Source organism: Paenibacillus hemerocallicola (assembly GCF_006265175.1).
GTDB classification, from domain to species: domain Bacteria; phylum Bacillota; class Bacilli; order Paenibacillales; family NBRC-103111; genus Paenibacillus_AB; species Paenibacillus_AB hemerocallicola.
Map to the genome: position 1 here is coordinate 231,343 of NZ_VDCQ01000002.1, position 17,331 is coordinate 248,673.

Annotated in this window: 12 protein-coding genes; 1 reads left to right on the forward strand and 11 read right to left on the reverse strand. The window is 57.0% G+C overall.

What is annotated here, in order from left to right; translation table 11 throughout:
• Positions 1–98 precede the first annotated feature (98 nt).
• The 5 genes from FE784_RS02505 to FE784_RS02525 form a co-directional block, all read right to left on the reverse strand.
• Entirely contained in the window at positions 99–1,403 is a 1,305-nt protein-coding gene (locus tag FE784_RS02505; protein WP_139600534.1) for an ABC transporter substrate-binding protein, read from the reverse strand.
• Positions 1,404–1,449: 46 nt separating this feature from the next.
• Positions 1,450–2,715: an FAD-dependent oxidoreductase gene (locus FE784_RS02510; RefSeq protein ID WP_139600535.1), complete on the reverse strand. Its 1,266-nt coding sequence runs from the start codon at positions 2,713–2,715 to the stop codon at positions 1,450–1,452.
• A gap of 215 nt (positions 2,716–2,930) precedes the next feature.
• On the reverse strand, positions 2,931–5,156 hold the full coding sequence (locus FE784_RS02515) for a PAS domain S-box protein (protein ID WP_176705913.1): 2,226 nt from the start codon (positions 5,154–5,156) through the stop codon (positions 2,931–2,933).
• Positions 5,157–5,346: 190 nt separating this feature from the next.
• Positions 5,347–7,221: a stalk domain-containing protein gene (locus FE784_RS02520; protein WP_139600537.1), complete on the reverse strand. Its 1,875-nt coding sequence runs from the start codon at positions 7,219–7,221 to the stop codon at positions 5,347–5,349.
• A gap of 92 nt (positions 7,222–7,313) precedes the next feature.
• The gene (locus FE784_RS02525; RefSeq protein WP_246131871.1) at positions 7,314–7,898 is read right to left on the reverse strand and encodes a ribonuclease H-like YkuK family protein; all 585 of its coding nucleotides are present in this window, start codon (positions 7,896–7,898) and stop codon (positions 7,314–7,316) included.
• A gap of 135 nt (positions 7,899–8,033) precedes the next feature.
• Between FE784_RS02525 and FE784_RS02530 the strand changes: the two genes are divergently transcribed.
• Positions 8,034–8,318 (forward strand): hypothetical protein, encoded by a 285-nt coding sequence (locus FE784_RS02530; protein WP_139600538.1) that lies wholly within the window; start codon positions 8,034–8,036, stop codon positions 8,316–8,318.
• Between the two features lie 86 nt (positions 8,319–8,404).
• On the opposite strand, the gene FE784_RS02535 is transcribed toward FE784_RS02530, so the two are convergent.
• The 6 genes from FE784_RS02535 to xylA all read right to left on the reverse strand — a co-directional run bounded on the left by FE784_RS02535 (position 8,405) and on the right by xylA (position 17,128).
• Positions 8,405–10,468 carry an alpha-amylase family protein gene (locus FE784_RS02535; RefSeq protein WP_139600539.1) on the reverse strand — a complete coding sequence of 688 codons (2,064 nt, stop codon included), beginning with the start codon at positions 10,466–10,468 and terminating at the stop codon, positions 8,405–8,407.
• A 714-nt stretch (positions 10,469–11,182) separates the two neighbouring features.
• Positions 11,183–12,283 (reverse strand): Gfo/Idh/MocA family protein, encoded by a 1,101-nt coding sequence (locus tag FE784_RS02540; protein ID WP_139600540.1) that lies wholly within the window; start codon positions 12,281–12,283, stop codon positions 11,183–11,185.
• A gap of 22 nt (positions 12,284–12,305) precedes the next feature.
• Positions 12,306–13,046, reverse strand: coding sequence for a ThuA domain-containing protein (locus FE784_RS02545; RefSeq protein ID WP_139600541.1), 741 nt, complete (start codon positions 13,044–13,046; stop codon positions 12,306–12,308).
• A gap of 16 nt (positions 13,047–13,062) precedes the next feature.
• On the reverse strand, positions 13,063–14,223 hold the full coding sequence (locus FE784_RS02550) for a Gfo/Idh/MocA family protein (protein WP_139600542.1): 1,161 nt from the start codon (positions 14,221–14,223) through the stop codon (positions 13,063–13,065).
• Positions 14,224–14,271: 48 nt separating this feature from the next.
• Positions 14,272–15,771 (reverse strand): xylulokinase, encoded by a 1,500-nt coding sequence (xylB, locus tag FE784_RS02555; protein ID WP_139600592.1) that lies wholly within the window; start codon positions 15,769–15,771, stop codon positions 14,272–14,274.
• Between the two features lie 43 nt (positions 15,772–15,814).
• The gene (gene xylA / locus FE784_RS02560; protein WP_139600543.1) at positions 15,815–17,128 is read right to left on the reverse strand and encodes a xylose isomerase; all 1,314 of its coding nucleotides are present in this window, start codon (positions 17,126–17,128) and stop codon (positions 15,815–15,817) included.
• Positions 17,129–17,331: the final 203 nt, after the last annotated feature.

Below are 17,331 nucleotides of genomic sequence, written 5' to 3' on the forward strand. Positions count from 1 at the left end.
TTGGCAATTTCGATTCCGGCCGGTCCGGCATCGAGCCGCCGCGATTAACCGCTTTCCCGCGCACGGGCTCGCATGGGCTCGGGCTCCGGATTTGACCGCTACTTTTTCAGTTCCGATTCGATATGCTTGTTGATTTGCTCCTCCGCTTCGCGAAGCGCCGTATTGATATCTTTCTTGCCCTGATAGACCGGAACGAGAGCGGCATTGGTGAAAATCGTCTTGGCTTGCCCGTCATAAGCCGTCGAGGGCACCGGCTTGGCGATCGCATCCTGGAAAAAGGCGGCGAGATTTTTGCCCTCCAACCCTTTCAAATCTTTCGCATACTCTTTCTTGACGCTCTCCTGATTGATGATCGGAATCCGGCCCTGACGCGCCATAATCGTCTGCACCTCGTCGGACATCAGGTAAGCGATTACCTGGAAAGCGGCATCCTTATGCGGCGTCGTAGGCGGAATGACATAGAACGGCGCGTTCATCTGCGAGCTCGAGGCGCTCATCCCGGAAAATTTCGGCAGCGATACGAAATCGACGTTCAAGCCGGCATCCATCGCCGCGGGCAAATCGGTCAAATAGTTCGGTCCGGTACGCATGGCCACCGTCTGGTTTTTCAAGAAATTGACTTTCTCGTCCCCGGCCTGCGCGTTGCCGTCGATTTTGTAAAAGGAGGTCATGACATCCAGCCAGCGCTTCCACGAATCCGTATTGATCGCCGCCTTGTTCGTATTCGGGTCGACGAAGCCAAGCGCCAGCTGGTCCTTGTATACGACGTTCAGCGCGTTGTATTGGAATCCTTTGTATTGAACCCCGCCGTCGGTTCTCGTCACCTTCTTGGCGACGTCCAGCAGCTCTTCCCACGTCATGCCGTCCTTCGGATAAGGGACTCCGAATTTATCGAAAATGGTTTTGTTGTAGTAAATCGCGTTATTGTTCAGCTCGAACGGCATAAGCGCCAGTTCTCCGTTGCCGGACAACGCCCTGGCCGCTGCTTCCGCTCCGGGGACGAGACGGTTCATCTCGAATCCGTGCTTCTTGATAAGCGGCGTCAAATCGCCGAGCAGGCGCAGCGTTCTCAAATCCTGCAGACTGCCGAGCGAGTAGGAGATCAGGTCGGGCGTTTGTCCCGCGTTCAGGACGTCGAATACGGTAGAGCCCTTGGCATCCTTCGTCGTTTTCAGCGTAATATGCGGAAACTTCTTATGAACGAGCGACTCGAGCGTCTCGGCCAGCACGATCGAATTGCCGTGTGTAAAAAAGTTGAGCGTGACCGGGGCGGGGGAAGCCCCCGAGGCTTCCTCCTTGCTCTTATCCGCGGATTTTCCCGTATTGCCGCATGCCGACGCCACCAATGCGACGATACCCATCGTAACGATCACCCCAAACAACTTGCGACCCCTTTGCATCATGTTTGATCCACCCTCTCTAATTTTTCATTTTGTACGATCCCCAGCATTATTGTAAACGGGCACCCTGGTTTTGCAACGATTGCTGCACTTTGCCCACCTGAATCTCTCTAGGGCTGACGTTGTCTTTCACGCAAAGGGCCGCCGCCGTACCCGCCGCTTGTCCGATCGCGATCGCTATCGGCTGGACGCGAATCGCCGAATGCGCTTCATGCGTAGCCGATATCGGACGTCCGCCGACGAGCAGGTTTTCCAGCTTCAACGGAATCAAGGAACGAAGCGGTATATCGTACCATTCTCCGGGCTTTAGCTTCTGTATAATCGTACCGCTGCCGGTCGGGTTGTGGATGTCGACCGGATAGGCGCCGCGTGCGATGCAATCGTCAAACTTGCACGCCGAGAGCAGCTCCTCGGCCGTCAAGACGTGCTCGCCCATGACCCGGCGTGATTCGCGGACGCCGATTTGCGGAGCCGTCGTTTGCAGGTAAGCGTTTTCATACCCGGCGACATCTTTTTTCAAAAAGGCGACCAGCTGCTGCACTTGGCGTCTTCCTTCGATCTCCGCTTCGGTCAGCTGCCACGGGTCGGTCGCATCTTTCAGGATGACCCTCGTCGTATTGAAATGGATGACGTCCGGTTGGTTCGCGTAAAACCATAGCACATCCTCGCGCGGGCAGTCCAGCTCTCCCCGTTCCTTGGCTTCCAGGAACAGACGGGTAATTTCATTCTTGTCCGGCATGCGCTGAATATCGACGTCGGCCATCCGGAAGTTGAGCGTCATCGGCTGGCAGTGGCTATCCACTTCCCGCCCTTTCTCCACCACGGCACCCGCAAGCGCCGCCAAGTCGGCATCGCCCGTAGCGTCTACATACATCCGTGCGCTCAAGTCGACGAGCCCCGATTTGTTCGCGAGCCGGATCGACTGGATGTTCCCCCCGGACCCCATATTCACGCCCGCAAGAAACGTATGATAAAGCAGCGTAACGCCGGCATCGATACAAAGGCGTTCCGCGACGACCTTAAGCGCCTCCGGATCGAAGGCGTTTCTCGCTTTCGGGTGCCCGTACATGCCCAGCTCGCTCATACCGTCGATCAATTCCTGAAGCACGCCGAAAATGATTTGCTCTCCGCCGTCTCCCGCTCTGTACGACATCCACGGGTTGACCATCATGGCCGTCCCCGCGCCGCCCAGAAACCCGTATCGCTCGACAAGAAGCGTCTTGGCTCCCTCCCGCGCGGATGCGATCGCCGCGGCGATGCCGCCCGGTCCGCCACCCGCAACGATAACATCGAAATCCGTATGACTGCCTACCATTCTCTCCCTCTCCCATCGTGTTGAATATGCATTTATTTAACATTCCCTTTACAGTATATAGCGGAAGTACGGAATAAAACGATACAACAATTTAATCAAATATGCATTTATTTTCAGTCACGATAGACGCAGAGGAAAGAAGCCGCCTCGACGGCCCGTGGGCGCCCGAAAACGGCTTCTCGATATGTAAGGCGTATGATTGACAAGCTCAAGTCTCAGCAAGACCGCGCGGCCCCCGTTTCGCTCGACCGCCCTTCCGGCACCGGCAGCAGCAGCTTGACCGTCGTGCCCAGCTTCTCCTTGCTGCATATTTTTAAAGACCCGCGATGGTGCTCCATAATGCGGTAGCTGATCATGAGTCCCAGTCCCGTACCGTTCGTCTTCGTCGTCAGGAACGGCTCTCCGAGCTTATGTACGATCGTATCGGGAATGCCTTCCCCCTGGTCTTTGATTTTGACGCAAATCGTGTCGGGATTAAGGCGCTCCGCCGTAATGACTACGTTGCCGCCCTGCGGCATAGCCTCGATCGCATTTTTGATCAGGTTGATAAACACCTGCTTCAATTGATTCTCGTCGCAATAAATATCGGGCAGCTCCGTACTTACTCTCGAAATCAAATCGACGTTCATCAGAATCGCCTGATGGCTCAATACGGAGATCACATGCTCGAGCATGCCGTGCACGTTGCCGTAGCCGAAATGCGACAGCTGGGGCTTCGCCAACGTCATAAAGTCGTTGACGATCAAATTGATCCGCTCGAGCTCGGTCAGCATCGTATCGAAATAAAACGAGTCGTCCTTGCTTCTCGATTTCAGCAGCTGCGTAAAGCCTTTCAGCGAAGTGAGCGGATTGCGGATTTCGTGGGCGAGACCGGCGGCCAACTGTCCGATGATCGACAGCTTCTCCGAGCGGATCATCATCTCCTCGGCCTGCTTCCGGTCCGTAATATCCCGTAGAACGGTCAACATAACCGTTTTCCCCATATAGTGATGGATGCGGATGCTGGAAAACTCCGCCTCGATCGTTTGCCCGTCGCAGCAAATCATTTTGATTTCCTTGAACTGGGAAGGATTGTCCGTCCGCATAACGTTCCGCTCGATTCGCATCGTTTCCTGCTGGTGCTCGGGATGAACGAAATGAAAGAGGCTTTTGCCGATCAGCTCGCTTTCCACCGTCGTCCGAAACAGCTTCATCGCCGACTTATTGGCATATATGAGCATCCCCGCATCGCTTATGACGATCGGCTCGGGGAGAAATTTGATCAGCCGCTGGTACCGCTGGGCGCTCTCGCGTAGCGCTTCCTCCACTTCGTTCTTATAGGTAACGTCCTGAAACGTACCGAGCAGCGAAGGCTTGCCTTTATATTTGGTCAAGGTGACGAGCCCTTCCAAGTAGACGATGCTCCCGTCCTTCTTCTTGCCTCTCGCCGTGAACGGAAATGTGGAAATCCGTCCATCCAGCGTTTGCGTCATGATTGACCGGAAAGCAGCCCAATCTTCCGAGTGAATGAACGTCTCCAGCTTGATCTTCATCACTTCGTCCCGGGAATACCCGAACAAGACGGATAAGTACGGATTGACGTAAACCATCTTCTCGTCCTGGTATAAATAGACTCCCGCCAAGGCGTTTTCCACGAGGCATTCGTACAGCTTTTCCGTTTCCTCCAAAGATTGCTCCGCCGTCTTGCGCTTCGAAACATCCCGGAACAGCAATTGGAGGGACGTATTGCCCGGGGAAAGGATCGGCACGATTTTCAGTTCCACCTCGATCGTCTGCCGGTCGAGCCGTACCAGCTTGAGCGTTATGATGTCGGATGGCTGCTGCCGGCCGAGAGATTGATCGATCAGCAAGGCCAGCCCGGCCGAAAGCTCGGGGGGGATAAACTCCAGGAAGCATTTGCCGCTTATATCCTCGACACGTTCTCCCCCGACGAGATGCACAGCCGCCGGATTCGCATAGAACACGCAATAATCGTCGAGCGCAATAATCGGCTCCGGCGAGAACTCCACCAATTGCCGGTACCGCTCCTCGCTTTCGACAAGCTTTTTCTCCGCCAGCTTCTGTTCGGTAATGTCTCTTTCTACGCCCGCAAAAGCCGTGATGCGGCCCTCCGCGTCCAAAATCGGGGAAATGGAGACGCTTGCGTGGAACAGGGTCCCGTCCTTTTTCAGCTTGTATGTCTCGTAACCGTTTACAGTTCTCCCGGCCAACACTTGCTCGTGAAGCTCTCTCGCCTCCTCGAGCAAATGGGGCGGCGTCATCGGCAGCACCGTGCCGACGACCTCCTCCTTCTTCCATCCGTGCAGCTTTTCGAAAGCCTGGTTTACTTCCAGCACTTTGCCTTCCAGATCCACTACTACAATACCGTCGCTCGAATGGGTCATAAACGACTTCATCAATTGTTCGTATACGGTTCCAACATGACCTGATAATTTTGCCATTCGCTTGTCATCCCTCTTATGGTTCGGAAAATTGTAGTGTATGGGAAAACATTTTGACAAAAATTGTTGAATCCCTGCCGGGTGCATTCTTTTTTACAATTATTAATTTTTTTTAATGGCGACGCTTCTTGCGACCCCGCTTATCGGACGATGCCGAATCGCATGATGCGGTTCGGAACCGCCGCTCCGGCTACGGAGACTGCGTCGTGTTCAGCTCCGACATCATAGCGCGGTATTGCTCGGAGGCTTGCATATCTTTCGTGTACCGGTCCCACTCCTCCAACGTCGCTCCGCCCATGATGACTTTGATTTTGAGCTGCTCCAGCTTCCTGTTCATCTCGGAATAGTCGCCCGAAGCAAATACGGATTGGGCTTGGTCGGACCGTTGTCCGGCATAAGAGACCCGGTTCCAAGCGACAGCGGCTTCCTTGTACTTCGAACGCACGCGCTCGGGGAGCAAGTCGTGCGATTCGATGCCGTCTGGCAGCAATTCATGCCCGAACAAGCTGCCGATCGCCGCGCGATCCGCGGTGTTCAAGCCGGGCACGCTCTTCCATTGATCCGCTTCGCTCATCGCAAGCCCCCGTTCCAGCCATTCCAGCGCCTTCAATGCTTTATCGGTCGGGACGGTTCGCGGGATGATATACAGTCCTGCGCCCTCTTTGCTCCATGGCGCGATCGGAGCGGAAAATCCGTCCTTGGACAGCCCGGCCAACGGAACGAACCAAGGCTTCGAGCCGACCTCGGACGCTTCTCCTTCGACGGTCATACGGGCCGCTTGCTCGAGCGTGAGCGCCGCCAATCCGGATTTGCCCTGACGCAGCTTTTCATTCACCGCCTTATCGTCTTGAACGGCAAACTCTTTGTCGATCAATCCGTCCGAGTACGCTCTCGCCAGCCACTGGAGAGCTTTCCGTTCCCCTTCGCCAACCGCCGTATCGATAACCCGGCCATCCAGCAAGGCAAACCGGTCCGGATACCCGGTAAACGCCTGCTCGACCCATTGAAGCGTGCCGAGTCCCGCGCCGTCCGCTTTCCCCGTCAGCCCGGTCGTATTAGGCTTGCCGTCGGCATCCGGATCGTATTTGGCAAACCGGACCAGCACCTCGTACAGCTCGTCCATCGTCTTCGGCGTCGCAAGTCCGAGCCGGTCCAGCCAATCTTGACGGATGGCGGGGAATGGAGCGTCGTGCGGATCGCCCGGACGCGGAATTCCGTACAGACGACCGCCCGTCTTGCGTATCGAAGGCGAATCTCCCACGGCCAGAGCCTTCAACCGAGGAAACCGCTCCAGCAGCACCGTCAGATCGGTGGCGATGCTTTGGAACAGCCCGTCCGGGTACCGGTGAGGATTGCCGAGCAGCATAAGGTCGGTCGGGTCTCCGGCCGCGATCATCACGTTCACTCTATCGTTATACTGCTCGGGAGCGAATAAATGGAAGCGGATATCCGCTTTCCATTCCGCCTTCATGTATGCCGCCAGCTGCTCGGGCGCTCCCGTTACTCCGTTGTCCGCACGGGTGCCGACGCTGAAACGGAGTACCGCATTCGGATCGCGCACGGACGCCGAGCCGTCAAAAGTATTCCAAAGCACTTCGAACCCTCTCGCCTCGGCCGAGGCACGCAGCGGAACCCACAGCATGTCCGCATCGATATAAGGAGCGACCGGTAGAGGATGCGTTTGCCCATCTCCGGCGGTTATTGCAGCGGACCCGGCCCGGTATGTCAGAGCGGCGGCGTCCGGCCTTGAAGCGGTCAGCTCATTTTGCAGCGGATTCCACTCGATCCGGTAACCGAAGCCTTCCAGCAATGCGCGGGCCGGCACCATCATGCTTCCCTCGACAAGCTTTGGCGGACGCGGAAGCTTTACGCCAATGCTTTCGAATACAACATTAGCCTCGCCGGCTTCGGGAAAGGCCGACGGGTAGGATGCTTCAGCCCAGGGCGATCCGCTCTCCGCCTCGGCCGAAGCGGGAATGGCCGAAGCCCATGACGCCGCCAGCAGCAAAGAAGCGGGAAGCAGCTTGCGCAGACGGTGACGCGATCGCTTCAAACCTTTGTGCAATACGTTCTCCACCTTTCTCTAACGAATCTAATCTCTCCATTAGACGAAAAAAAAGGAGGAAAGTTTCTTAAGAAAGGGCTAATAAGAAAGTGCTAATAAGCGGCTTTCGGCCGCCTCGTATGCTTCGTATACCGGTTGGCGTATCCCGAGGCAATGACCGCGTCCGGCTTGACCCGTGCCGTAAAACCCAATGCTTCGACCCGCTGAACCATTTCCGCTACGAACGGCGCCGTTTTATTCACTTCCGCATCGCATCCCGCATCGATGTCGACGTACAGCTGGAAGGAAGCTCCTTGATAGACGTACGGCAGTACGATGTCCTCCAGTCCGCTCTTGTACCGCTGCCCCACAAGCTCCGCCACTTGCTCGGACAACAGCGTCTCGAAGGAAAGCTTTTGCCCGACCGAGCGAAACGTCCGGGGTACGCTCAGCTTGCGGTAGCATGCCCATGCTCCGTTGCCGACGCGCTGTATGACAATGCCGGTTACGAACGTCGTCGCCCGCGCATAAGACTGGCAATCCGTTCCTACGATAAGCCTGTATTCGGCTTGCGGTTTCTGGCTCATGAATTTGCCGACCTTGCGGAACACCTCTTCGATCGACATGTTCCGTTCGGTTGCGTTTTGAAAAGACGTGCCGGGGAAACCGTCCCACACCGGATCCTTTGCCATGACCATGATCGTCACCCGCGCTTTACGGTCGGATATGCTGCTCATTGATCATTGTATGACGGACATGGCGGGACTCGAACCCGCGAACGCCTATAAAACATGCTATAATGAAGACAACCAAGTTTCGGGGGGCGCAATCGCGTGAAAATTCATATCGTGGCCGGCATACTCGTCGGTTATTTCAATGCGGCCTGGTCGATGGTATTCGTCGCCGCGCTGTTATGGGGCATCGTGTTCTGCGCCTTTATGCTGCGTACGTACAAAGGCCGCAAAGAGCAATATATGGAGAAGCTGAAATCGATGGGGAAAGAGAAGCAATTCGGGCTGCCTCCGCGTATTGCCTTTTATGTAAATGAGTTTGTAAGCGCGACGGGCATTTCCTATGTGATCGGCATGGTGGTCTTTGCCATGAAAGGCGCCATGTAGCGGCCGGGCAAGGAAAAGCGCCAAACCGGGCACCGCCAACAGGCGGAAGTCGGGCTTGGCGCTTTTTGTTATCGGTTCGCATGCCGTCAACAGCCTTCGAGCACAACCATCGCATGCAACTCTACCTCGGGAACGGTAAACGAGATGCCGTCCTCTTCTTCGTCGAAAGGGAGCGGCTGCAGCTGCGGAGCCAAATACAACCGCTCCGGCTTTTTGCGGATTTTCACCTTGATGTTGTACAGCGGCCATATTTCTTCGATAAACGTCTTCGAGCCCGCTGCTTTTTCCTCGCGCACTTGGACAAGGTGAACGATCCATCTCGAGCCTTGGCGCATCAAGTTGACCTCGACTCCGAGCGGCGCCTCCACTTCGAGCAGCGGCTTCGGTCGAAGCAGCTTGAGGCAATCCAAATAAATGCGGCGCAGCCACGGAGAGCCCGTCTTCCAGTACGACGCTTCGATCGGAGCGGCTATGTAGACGCATGCGCCTTGGCCGAAAGGATGCACGGTAACAGCCGGATCGTTCGTGCGGATCGCCGGATGGGCGTGCTGATGATATACGTGCCGGTACGTCTTCGATTCCATGGCCGGCTCCATGAAGACAGACAATACTCGCGTCGGCGCGGCAGGACGAACGCGCAGCACCGGGGCGTTCACCCCTTTGAGCAGGACAGGCATGCCGGGAACGTCGGCAAAATGATCGGCGGCGAAATCGGCCAAGTAAGCGACGCCATACCGGGACGTATCGTCGAAATCGACGCCGAATACGTCGGCCAGTCCGAAGTTCGCTCTTCTAATCCCGTCCTCCCCGTACAAGGACGTCCGGTGGCTGGCGATTAGCAAACCGCCCTTCCGTACATACTCTCGCACGGCTTCTTCGACGGCCGGCGTTACGTAGGCTTGATCCGGCAGAACGAGCATCGAATAGCCTCCGAGCAGCTTGGGCAAGTTTTGACCGGACAGCACGTCAAAGTGGATATTCCCTTCGATCAGCATCCGGTTCGCGCCGCCCATCCCGTCGTCGACATGGTTCGGCAGCGACGTCGATTCGATCATCCTCCTATTCTCCACGCCGTACAGCACGGCTACGTCGGGAATACTTTCCGCATGCAGCAGCCATTCTTCCCGCTCACGCACGAAGTCGTTCGCTTCCTTGATCGCCTCCACTACCGGCGCCGGCAGCGCTCCCTTAAGCGCTCCGGACGGGATCGGCACATGTCCGAAGCTGATCGACCCGCCTCCCGCCACCGCAATCGCCGCCGCCGTCTTCAAGGTTGCCGCGGGAGCGAGCGTCCATTCCCCCCAGCTGCCCATCTCGCTCGGCATCATCAGCTCGAACGGCTTGCCCGTCGTCCGCTTCCATTTCGCCAGCAGGCTGCCGTACAAGTATATCGGCGGGTGAAACTCGGAAGTCAAGTAGTCCGCATGCGTATCCGGCTCCACATGGGCAAACGCCAAGTCTCCCGCGTGATTCCAGCCGATCTGCAGTCCGGGTCCGACAGCTTTGAGCCGTCCCGTTATGAAGCGCAGGAAATCCGCGCGGATATCCTTCTGAAACTGCTGCCACCGCCGCAGCTCCGCAGAGCCCGGCTGAGGCGACGCAGGCGGCGTTTGTCCGTACTTCTCCACATACCATTTGCGGCAATATTCGCAATGGCACGAGGAGGGCCATACATAAGTAATATCGAAGAAAAAACCGTCGACCTCATAGCCTTCCGCGATCTCCGTCAGCTGTGCCGCCACGTAATCGCGATAGGGGGAATTCAGGCATAGCAAATCGTAGTAACCGAACGCGTTCGTAACCGGCGTCCCTTCCTTGTCCCGCTGCCGGTAATCCGGGTTCGCATTCGCGACGAAGCTGTTCAGCCCGACGTTATAATAGGCAATCAGCTTGATGCCATACTTCCGGGCCTCGCGCACCGCCTCTTCGAGCATGTCCGTGCGGAGCTTCGCATTTTTGTGCCCGACGCGGGTGTTGTAATAAGACGTCCCGAATGCGTCCTTGGTCATAAAGGTCAGTGTCTGCATGCCGGCTTCCGCCATTTCGCGCATATAACGAGGTATATCGAATTCGATCTCCGGCACCGCTTCCCCGATGTGGAAATCAAGCAGCCCTCTGCGCAACGTATTGCGGTACAAAGTCATGGTCATCTCACCGTCCGTCGTCCCGTTTTATGATTCTCCGTGCAAGCATTTGCGGAAGGGCTGCTTCTCGCCGCATTTGTTCCTCGTCATAGTGGAATAATTATATTATATATAATATGTAATATTAATAAAGCATTTTTTGTGATTCGGTTCACCGTCACCCGACTTACGCCATTCCTCCGACCTTATGCCCTTGTCTGCCGTTGAGCTGTACAAGAAAGTCAAACTCCGTCAAAAGCCCGACACGGGTGAAAGGAATAGAGGAAGTCTCTTCCTTTATTTTTCGGAAACCGGACGTCAACCGTACAATAGTGGAACGATTCTCCGTTATTTCAACGTTTGCATCCCTTTTCTCCACCAAAAGTCAGATTAACGGAAATTTGTTCCGTTATTTTTCGGAAAGTACACAATCCGCGACTTTAACGGGATATAGTTCCTTTATTTTCGCATCGCATCGGGATGATTCCGTTAGTCATGTGCCGACGTCGAAATAAAAGCTTCTCAAAACCGGCGAAAGGCTGGCCGGGAGACTGATAAGCAGTAGCTGGATGCATGATCCCGCCACTATGGATTAGGCTAAGCCGCAGGCGAAACTAGAATAATTCGGTTCGGTACGGCCTGACGCGCCCCCTCCAGTCTCATCCACTCCCTTGCCGAATTCCGGACGCATCGGCAAAACCCCCGCTGCCGCAATCGGCAACGGGGGAACAATAACGTACATTACAGCCAAAGGCTGTCGGCATCCATCGGCATCGGCTCCGGAGACGCGCATTTGCTCTTCATCTCGTAGTGGCTTCCTTGGTTGGAAGCGTCGTGGAAGCCGTGCATCGCTTCGAGCACGTGATAAGCGAGATCGCCGCTGGCACGGTGCGGCCGGTTCTCGGCGATCGCCAAAGCCATGTCGAGCGCGCCGACACTGCGGCTGTTCTCGGCGAAGCCGTGCGTAAGCGGGATCGGAGCCCATTCCTTGGCTCCCTTGCGGCGAAACTGGATCGGCCCGCCGAACGTGTTCGGATCGGGCACGCTGAGCGTTCCGGCGCTTCCGTATATTTCAATGCGCGGCAAATTCGCCCCGCCCATAATATCGAAGCTTGTAATGATCGTTCCGATGGCTCCCGAATCGAATTCGAGCATACCGGCAATGTGCGTAGGGATATCGACTTGGATCATTTGTCCATATTTCGGTTCGCTCGTAATGCGTCTCTCGGGAAAGCTCGTTTTCGTCATCCCGGCAACCCGGTTGATCGGTCCGAGCATGGCAACAAGCGCGGTTAAATAGTATGGCCCCATATCAAACATCGGTCCGCCGCCGGTTTTGTAGAAAAACACCGGGTCCGGATGCCAGCCCTCGGGTCCGCGCGCCATCATGAAGGCGGTTGCGGCCAGCGGTTCGCCGATCCAGCCGTCGCGGATCAGCTTGATACACGTCTGGATGCCGCCTCCGAGGAACGTATCCGGGGCGCAGCCGACGCGCAATCCTTTCTCCTTCGCCAGCTCCAGCGTTTTCCGCCCGTCCTCGCGAGTAACGGCGAGCGGCTTCTCCACGTACACATGCTTGCCGGCGAGCAGCGCCCTCTGGCATATTTCCGCATGGGCGGCCGGAATCGTCAAATTGATGACGAGATCGATCTGCGGATCGGCGAGCAATTCATCGACGGAGCACCCTTTCGGTACGCCGAACTCTTCCGCGCGGGCTTGCGCTCTGGCCACGTCCAGATCCGCGCAGGCGACAACCTCGAGCCCCCGGTACAGCTTGCAGTTTTTGAAATAAATGGCGCTAATGTTGCCGCAGCCGATAATGCCTACTTTGACCTTATCCATAAGAAATAGGTCCCCTCCACCCTTATTGTTGGCTATCCGCCATGCCGGTGTACGAATTTTTGTCGGCAGTTCCGGACCGTGCGGCGGCCTCCCGGGCCAACCGTTTGCCTTCCGCGGCCCACTGGAAGCCTCGACGCATCATGAGCTTCACTTGCGGCATGTCGACGATGTCGGCCTTATGGCCGAGCGAGCAGTAATAGACGCGGCCTACGCCCCATCGCTTCGTCCAGACGACCGGCATATCGACCGGCTTGTTAAGCGAATGCGGGCCCGGCGCAACGGGAAAGCGGGTCGTGGCCAGCACCTCGACGGCAGGATCGACATGCAAGTAATATTGCTCGGATTTTACGACGAAATCCTCGATCCCGTCCAAGATCGGACCGGCGCCACGCTTGATGTTGACCGTATACTCGACGCCGTCGTTGCCAGGATGGGCGACCCATTGTCCACCGGTCATAAACTGCCAGTCCACGTTCATGCGGAACGAATCGCACATGCCGCCGTGGCAGCCGGCAATGCCGACTCCGCTCTGAACGGCTGCCGAGACGTTGCCGGCCCAACCCTTCTCGATTTCTCCCATCGTCCATACCGGCACGATCAAATCGAGAGCCGCGAGCTTGCCCGCATCGGCGAACGATTCCAGCGTATCGGACACTTCGACCTCGAAGCCGTCGTCCTCCAGCACGGCCCGGAACAGGGCCGCCACTTGCTCGGGCTCATGGCCCAGCCATCCGCCCCATACGATTAAAGCGCGTTTGCTCATTCGCCTGACGCCTCCCTCACATTTCGCCGATTTGTACCCAACGCTTCTCCGCGATCGAGCGCTCCACCGCTTCCAGCACCGCCTGACAAAGCACACCGTCGTGGAAATTCGGCACCGGCTGTCGGTTTTCCTGCAACGCCTTCAAACATTCTACCATTTCGTGGATAAAAGTATGCTCATAGCCGATCGTATGTCCCGGTGGCCACCAAGCCTCCGAATAAGCATGGGCGGGATCGGTCGCGAGCACCCGGCGGAAGCCTTGGACGTCGGCCGGATCGCCGGTAAAGTAAACCTGCAGCTCGTTCATCCGCTCAAAGTCGAACTTGACGCTGCCGAGACTCCCGTTGATCTCGAACGAATTCGTGCAGCGGTGTCCGGCGGCAAAGCGGGTTGCTTCGAAGCTGCCCAGCGCCCCGTTCGCGAAGCGGCACAGGAAAAGCGTCGCATCGTCGACGGTAACCGGACCTTTCGAGCCGGACCCGCTGCCCGTAGCGCTCAGACCGGTCATCGAGCCGGGAAGCGGACGTTCCTTGACGAATGTCTCGCTCATCCCTACGACCTCCGTCATTTCCCCGACGAGAAACCGGGCCATGTCGATCAGATGCGCGCCGAGATCCCCGTGAGCGCCGGAGCCTGCAATCGTTTTGTCCAACCGCCACACAAGCGGAAATTCGGGATCGACGATCCAATCCTGCAAAAACGTGGCGCGGAAATGATAAATTCGCCCGAGGCGCCCTTCTCCGATCAGCTTCCTCGCCAGCTGAACCGCGGGGGCGAATCGGTAGTTGAAGCCGACCATATGCTTGACGCCGGCCGTTTCCGCGGCCGCAAGCATTTCTCTCGCATCGGCGAGCGTCAGTGCAAGCGGCTTCTCGCAAAATAGATGCTTGCCGGCTCCCGCCGCCGCTATGGCGATTTCCTTATGCGCGTCGCTCGGGGCGTTGATATCGATAAGGTCGATATCGTCTCGGCTGACAAGCTCCCGCCAATCCGTCGCCGCCTCCTCCCAGCCGAACTGCCCGGCAGCCTGCCGCACGGCCTCTTCATTGCGTCCGCAAATTGCTTTCATGACGGGCCGCGGCGTATTCGGAAAAAACATCGGGATATCCCGATAAGCGTGGCTGTGCGCCTTTCCCATAAACTTGTAACCGATCATGCCGACTCGGACTTGATTCATCGTCGGTTCATCTCCTAACCGGGAATTGGGAATCGTTCTGATAACGGATCATGATGTACGGAATGCGGACAGTTCCTCGTTCAATTGCCGGGTGTTCTCATATACTTGCCCGTAAATCCGGAACAAGTCCGCGTACCGCTCGGCTTGCCGGGCATTGGGACGGAACGTCTTGCTCCGTTTGATAAACATCGTCGCGCATCGTTCCAGCGACTCGAACCAGCCGCAGCCGCAGGCGGCCAGCATCGCCGCGCCGAGCGCCGGTCCCTGCTCGCTTTCGAGACGATGAATATCGACGCCGAAAATGTCGGCCTGCATTTGCAGCCACGTTTCGTTTTTCGCCCCGCCGCCGATCGAGACGAGCGAACGGATGTCGTGCCCGGCATCGCGCAGCAGCTCCAGCGACTCTTTGAGCGAGAACGTGATCCCTTCTACGACCGCACGAGTGAAATGCGGCAGTCCGTGAGAAGCGTCCATGCCGACGAAGCTCGCGCGAGTGGCGGCATCCGCATGAGGAGTCCGCTCTCCCACGAGATAAGGCGTAAACAACAGTCCGTTCGCGCCGGCAGTCGTTTGCTCCAATCCTTTCAGCAAATCGTCGAACGAAGCCTCGGGTGCAAACGTTTCCTTGAACCAGCTCAGACTATACCCGGCCGCAAGCGTCACGCCCATGGCGTAGAACGAATCCTTCTTGCCATGGTTGAAGAAATGCAGCTTGCCCGCGTAATCGTTGTCCCCGCTATCCCGATAAGAAAGCACGACGCCGGACGTCCCGATGCTGCACAACGTCTCTCCTTCGGACAAAATACCGGCCCCGATAGCGCCGCAAGCATTGTCCGCTCCGCCGGCGAACACACCCATGAATTCCGGCAGGCCGGTCTGCCCTGCGATAGCGGGCAGCAGCGTGCCGACCTTCGCCTCCGACCCGACCAACGGCGGGCACATCGAAAGCGGGATTCCGAACGCCCCGGCGATCTCTTCGCTCCACCGCCGATTGGCCACGTCCAGCAGCAGAGTTCCTGCGGCATCGGAATATTCGGCCGCTAAATGGCCGGTCAGCCGGTAGCGCAAATAGTCCTTGGGCAGCACGAATGCGGCGGCCTTGGCGAACAACTCCGGCTCATGCCGCTTTACCCACAGCAGCTTCGGCAGAGTGAAGCCTTCCAGCGCCCTGTTTTTGGCGATCCCGAGCAAGCGCTTCCCCAGCTTCGCCTCGATCTCCCGACACTGCTCGGACGTACGCGTATCGTTCCAAAGAATCGCGTTGCGAAGCGCGTTCCCCTCGCCGTCCAGCAGCACGAGCCCATGCATTTGCCCGGAAAAGCTCATGCCCTCCACGTCGTTTCCGTCGATGCCGGTGTCGCTTACGAGCCCGCGAAGCGCTTCCACAGTCGCTTTCACCCACAGCTCGGGGTCCTGCTCGTTATAGCCGGACCTCTCCTGAATTAGCGGATAATCCCGGGACGCTTCGCCGCATACGCGGCCTTCCCGGTTGACGAGCAGCGCTTTCACGGCGCTCGTTCCCAAATCGACACCGATGACGTATTTCATCGGCAGCAGCTCCTTCGACAAAGTTACCAGCCTCCATGGACGTTTACTCGGACAGCAAATATTGGTTGAGTATCGCTTTCAGTTGCTCCTGTCGGCCCGATGCGTTGCGGATCGGGGCGTTTTGCAGCGCGTGCCGCTCCAGACCGGCAAGCGTCGCTTTGCCCGAAACGATATCAAGGCCGATCCCTTCCTTGAAGCTGGCATAACGGCGATCGACCGCCTGCTCGAAGACGCGATCCCGGATCAGCTTGGCCGCCACCTTCAACCCTTTCGCGTAAGCGTCCATGCCGGCAATGTGGGCGAAGAACAAATCCTCCGCCTCGAACGAGCCTCGGCGCACCTTCGCGTCGAAGTTGATGCCGCCGCGTCCGATCCCTCCGTTTTGCAAAACCTCGTACATCGTCAGCGTCGTCGCGTACAGATCGGTCGGGAATTCGTCGGTATCCCAGCCGAGCAGCAAATCTCCCTGATTCGCGTCCAGCGAGCCGAGCAGACCGTGCATTCTGGCCACCCGAAGCTCGTGCTCGAACGTATGTCCCGCCAGTGTCGCATGGTTCGCCTCCAAATTCAGCTTGAACCGGTCCTTCAGCCCGTAATGCTGCAAAAAAGCTATCGTCGTCGCCGCGTCGAAATCGTACTGGTGCTTCGTCGGCTCCTTCGGCTTCGGCTCGATCAGAAACTGGGCATCGAAGCCGATCTCGTCGGCGTAATCGGCGGCCATCCGGTATAACCGGGCCAAATTGTCCAGCTCCAGCTGCATGTCCGTGTGCAACAGCGACTCGTAGCCTTCCCGCCCTCCCCAGAACACGTAGTTTTCCGCGCCCAGCTCAAGGCCGACCTCGAGACCTTTCTTCACTTGGGCAGCCGCATATGCGTATACATCCGCATTGCTCGTCGTCCCCGCCCCATGGACGAACCTCGGATGCGTGAACATGTTGGCCGTGTTCCACAGCAGCTTCACTCCGGTTGTCTTCATATGCTCCTTGATCATCGATACGATCGTGTCGAGATTGCGGTTCGTTTCGCGCAGCGTATCGCCTTCGGGTGCGATGTCGCGGTCATGGAAGCAAAAATAAGGCGCCTTGAGCTTGACGATCAGCTCGAATGCCGCCTCCACCCGCGCCTTTGCCAGGTCCATGCCGGTTAAACGGTCCCAGCTTCGTACGGCAGTGCCCGCTCCGAAAGGATCTGCCCCGTTGGCCGTCAAACTGTGCCAGTAGGCGACCGCGAAACGCAAATGATCCTTCATCGTTTTGCCGGCCACGACTTCGTCGGGGTTGTAATGCTTGAACGCAAACTCATTTGTCGAGCTTGCGCCTTCGTATCCGATTTCCGGAACGTTGGAAAAATAGGACATGAGGTTCCCTCCGCAGTTTGATGGTTATCCTAATGATAGGTTCATAATAGCAAATGCCGGACACTTTGTATATCCATTATACAAAGTTTTTGTGAGGAATCGGAATGGGACTTGTTCGAATCCGAAAAATACGGATTGAACTTTTTAATTCAGTAAAATAAACTGATACTATTCGTACAATGACTATACAAACGAGGGATTCC

What these genes read in the sequence shown, in the direction of transcription:
- FE784_RS02515 (WP_176705913.1), bottom strand. Translation starts at nt 5,156, where the DNA reads ATGGCAAAATTATCAGGTCATGTTGGAACCGTATACGAACAATTGATG.
- xylA (WP_139600543.1), bottom strand. Translation starts at nt 17,128, where the DNA reads ATGTCCTATTTTTCCAACGTTCCGGAAATCGGATACGAAGGCGCAAGC.
- FE784_RS02540 (WP_139600540.1), bottom strand. Translation starts at nt 12,283, where the DNA reads ATGGATAAGGTCAAAGTAGGCATTATCGGCTGCGGCAACATTAGCGCC.
- FE784_RS02505 (WP_139600534.1), bottom strand. Translation starts at nt 1,403, where the DNA reads ATGATGCAAAGGGGTCGCAAGTTGTTTGGGGTGATCGTTACGATGGGT.
- FE784_RS02535 (WP_139600539.1), bottom strand. Translation starts at nt 10,468, where the DNA reads ATGACCATGACTTTGTACCGCAATACGTTGCGCAGAGGGCTGCTTGAT.
- FE784_RS02545 (WP_139600541.1), bottom strand. Translation starts at nt 13,046, where the DNA reads ATGAGCAAACGCGCTTTAATCGTATGGGGCGGATGGCTGGGCCATGAG.
- FE784_RS02510 (WP_139600535.1), bottom strand. Translation starts at nt 2,715, where the DNA reads ATGGTAGGCAGTCATACGGATTTCGATGTTATCGTTGCGGGTGGCGGA.
- FE784_RS02525 (WP_246131871.1), bottom strand. Translation starts at nt 7,898, where the DNA reads ATGGTCATGGCAAAGGATCCGGTGTGGGACGGTTTCCCCGGCACGTCT.
- xylB (WP_139600592.1), bottom strand. Translation starts at nt 15,771, where the DNA reads ATGAAATACGTCATCGGTGTCGATTTGGGAACGAGCGCCGTGAAAGCG.
- FE784_RS02550 (WP_139600542.1), bottom strand. Translation starts at nt 14,223, where the DNA reads ATGAATCAAGTCCGAGTCGGCATGATCGGTTACAAGTTTATGGGAAAG.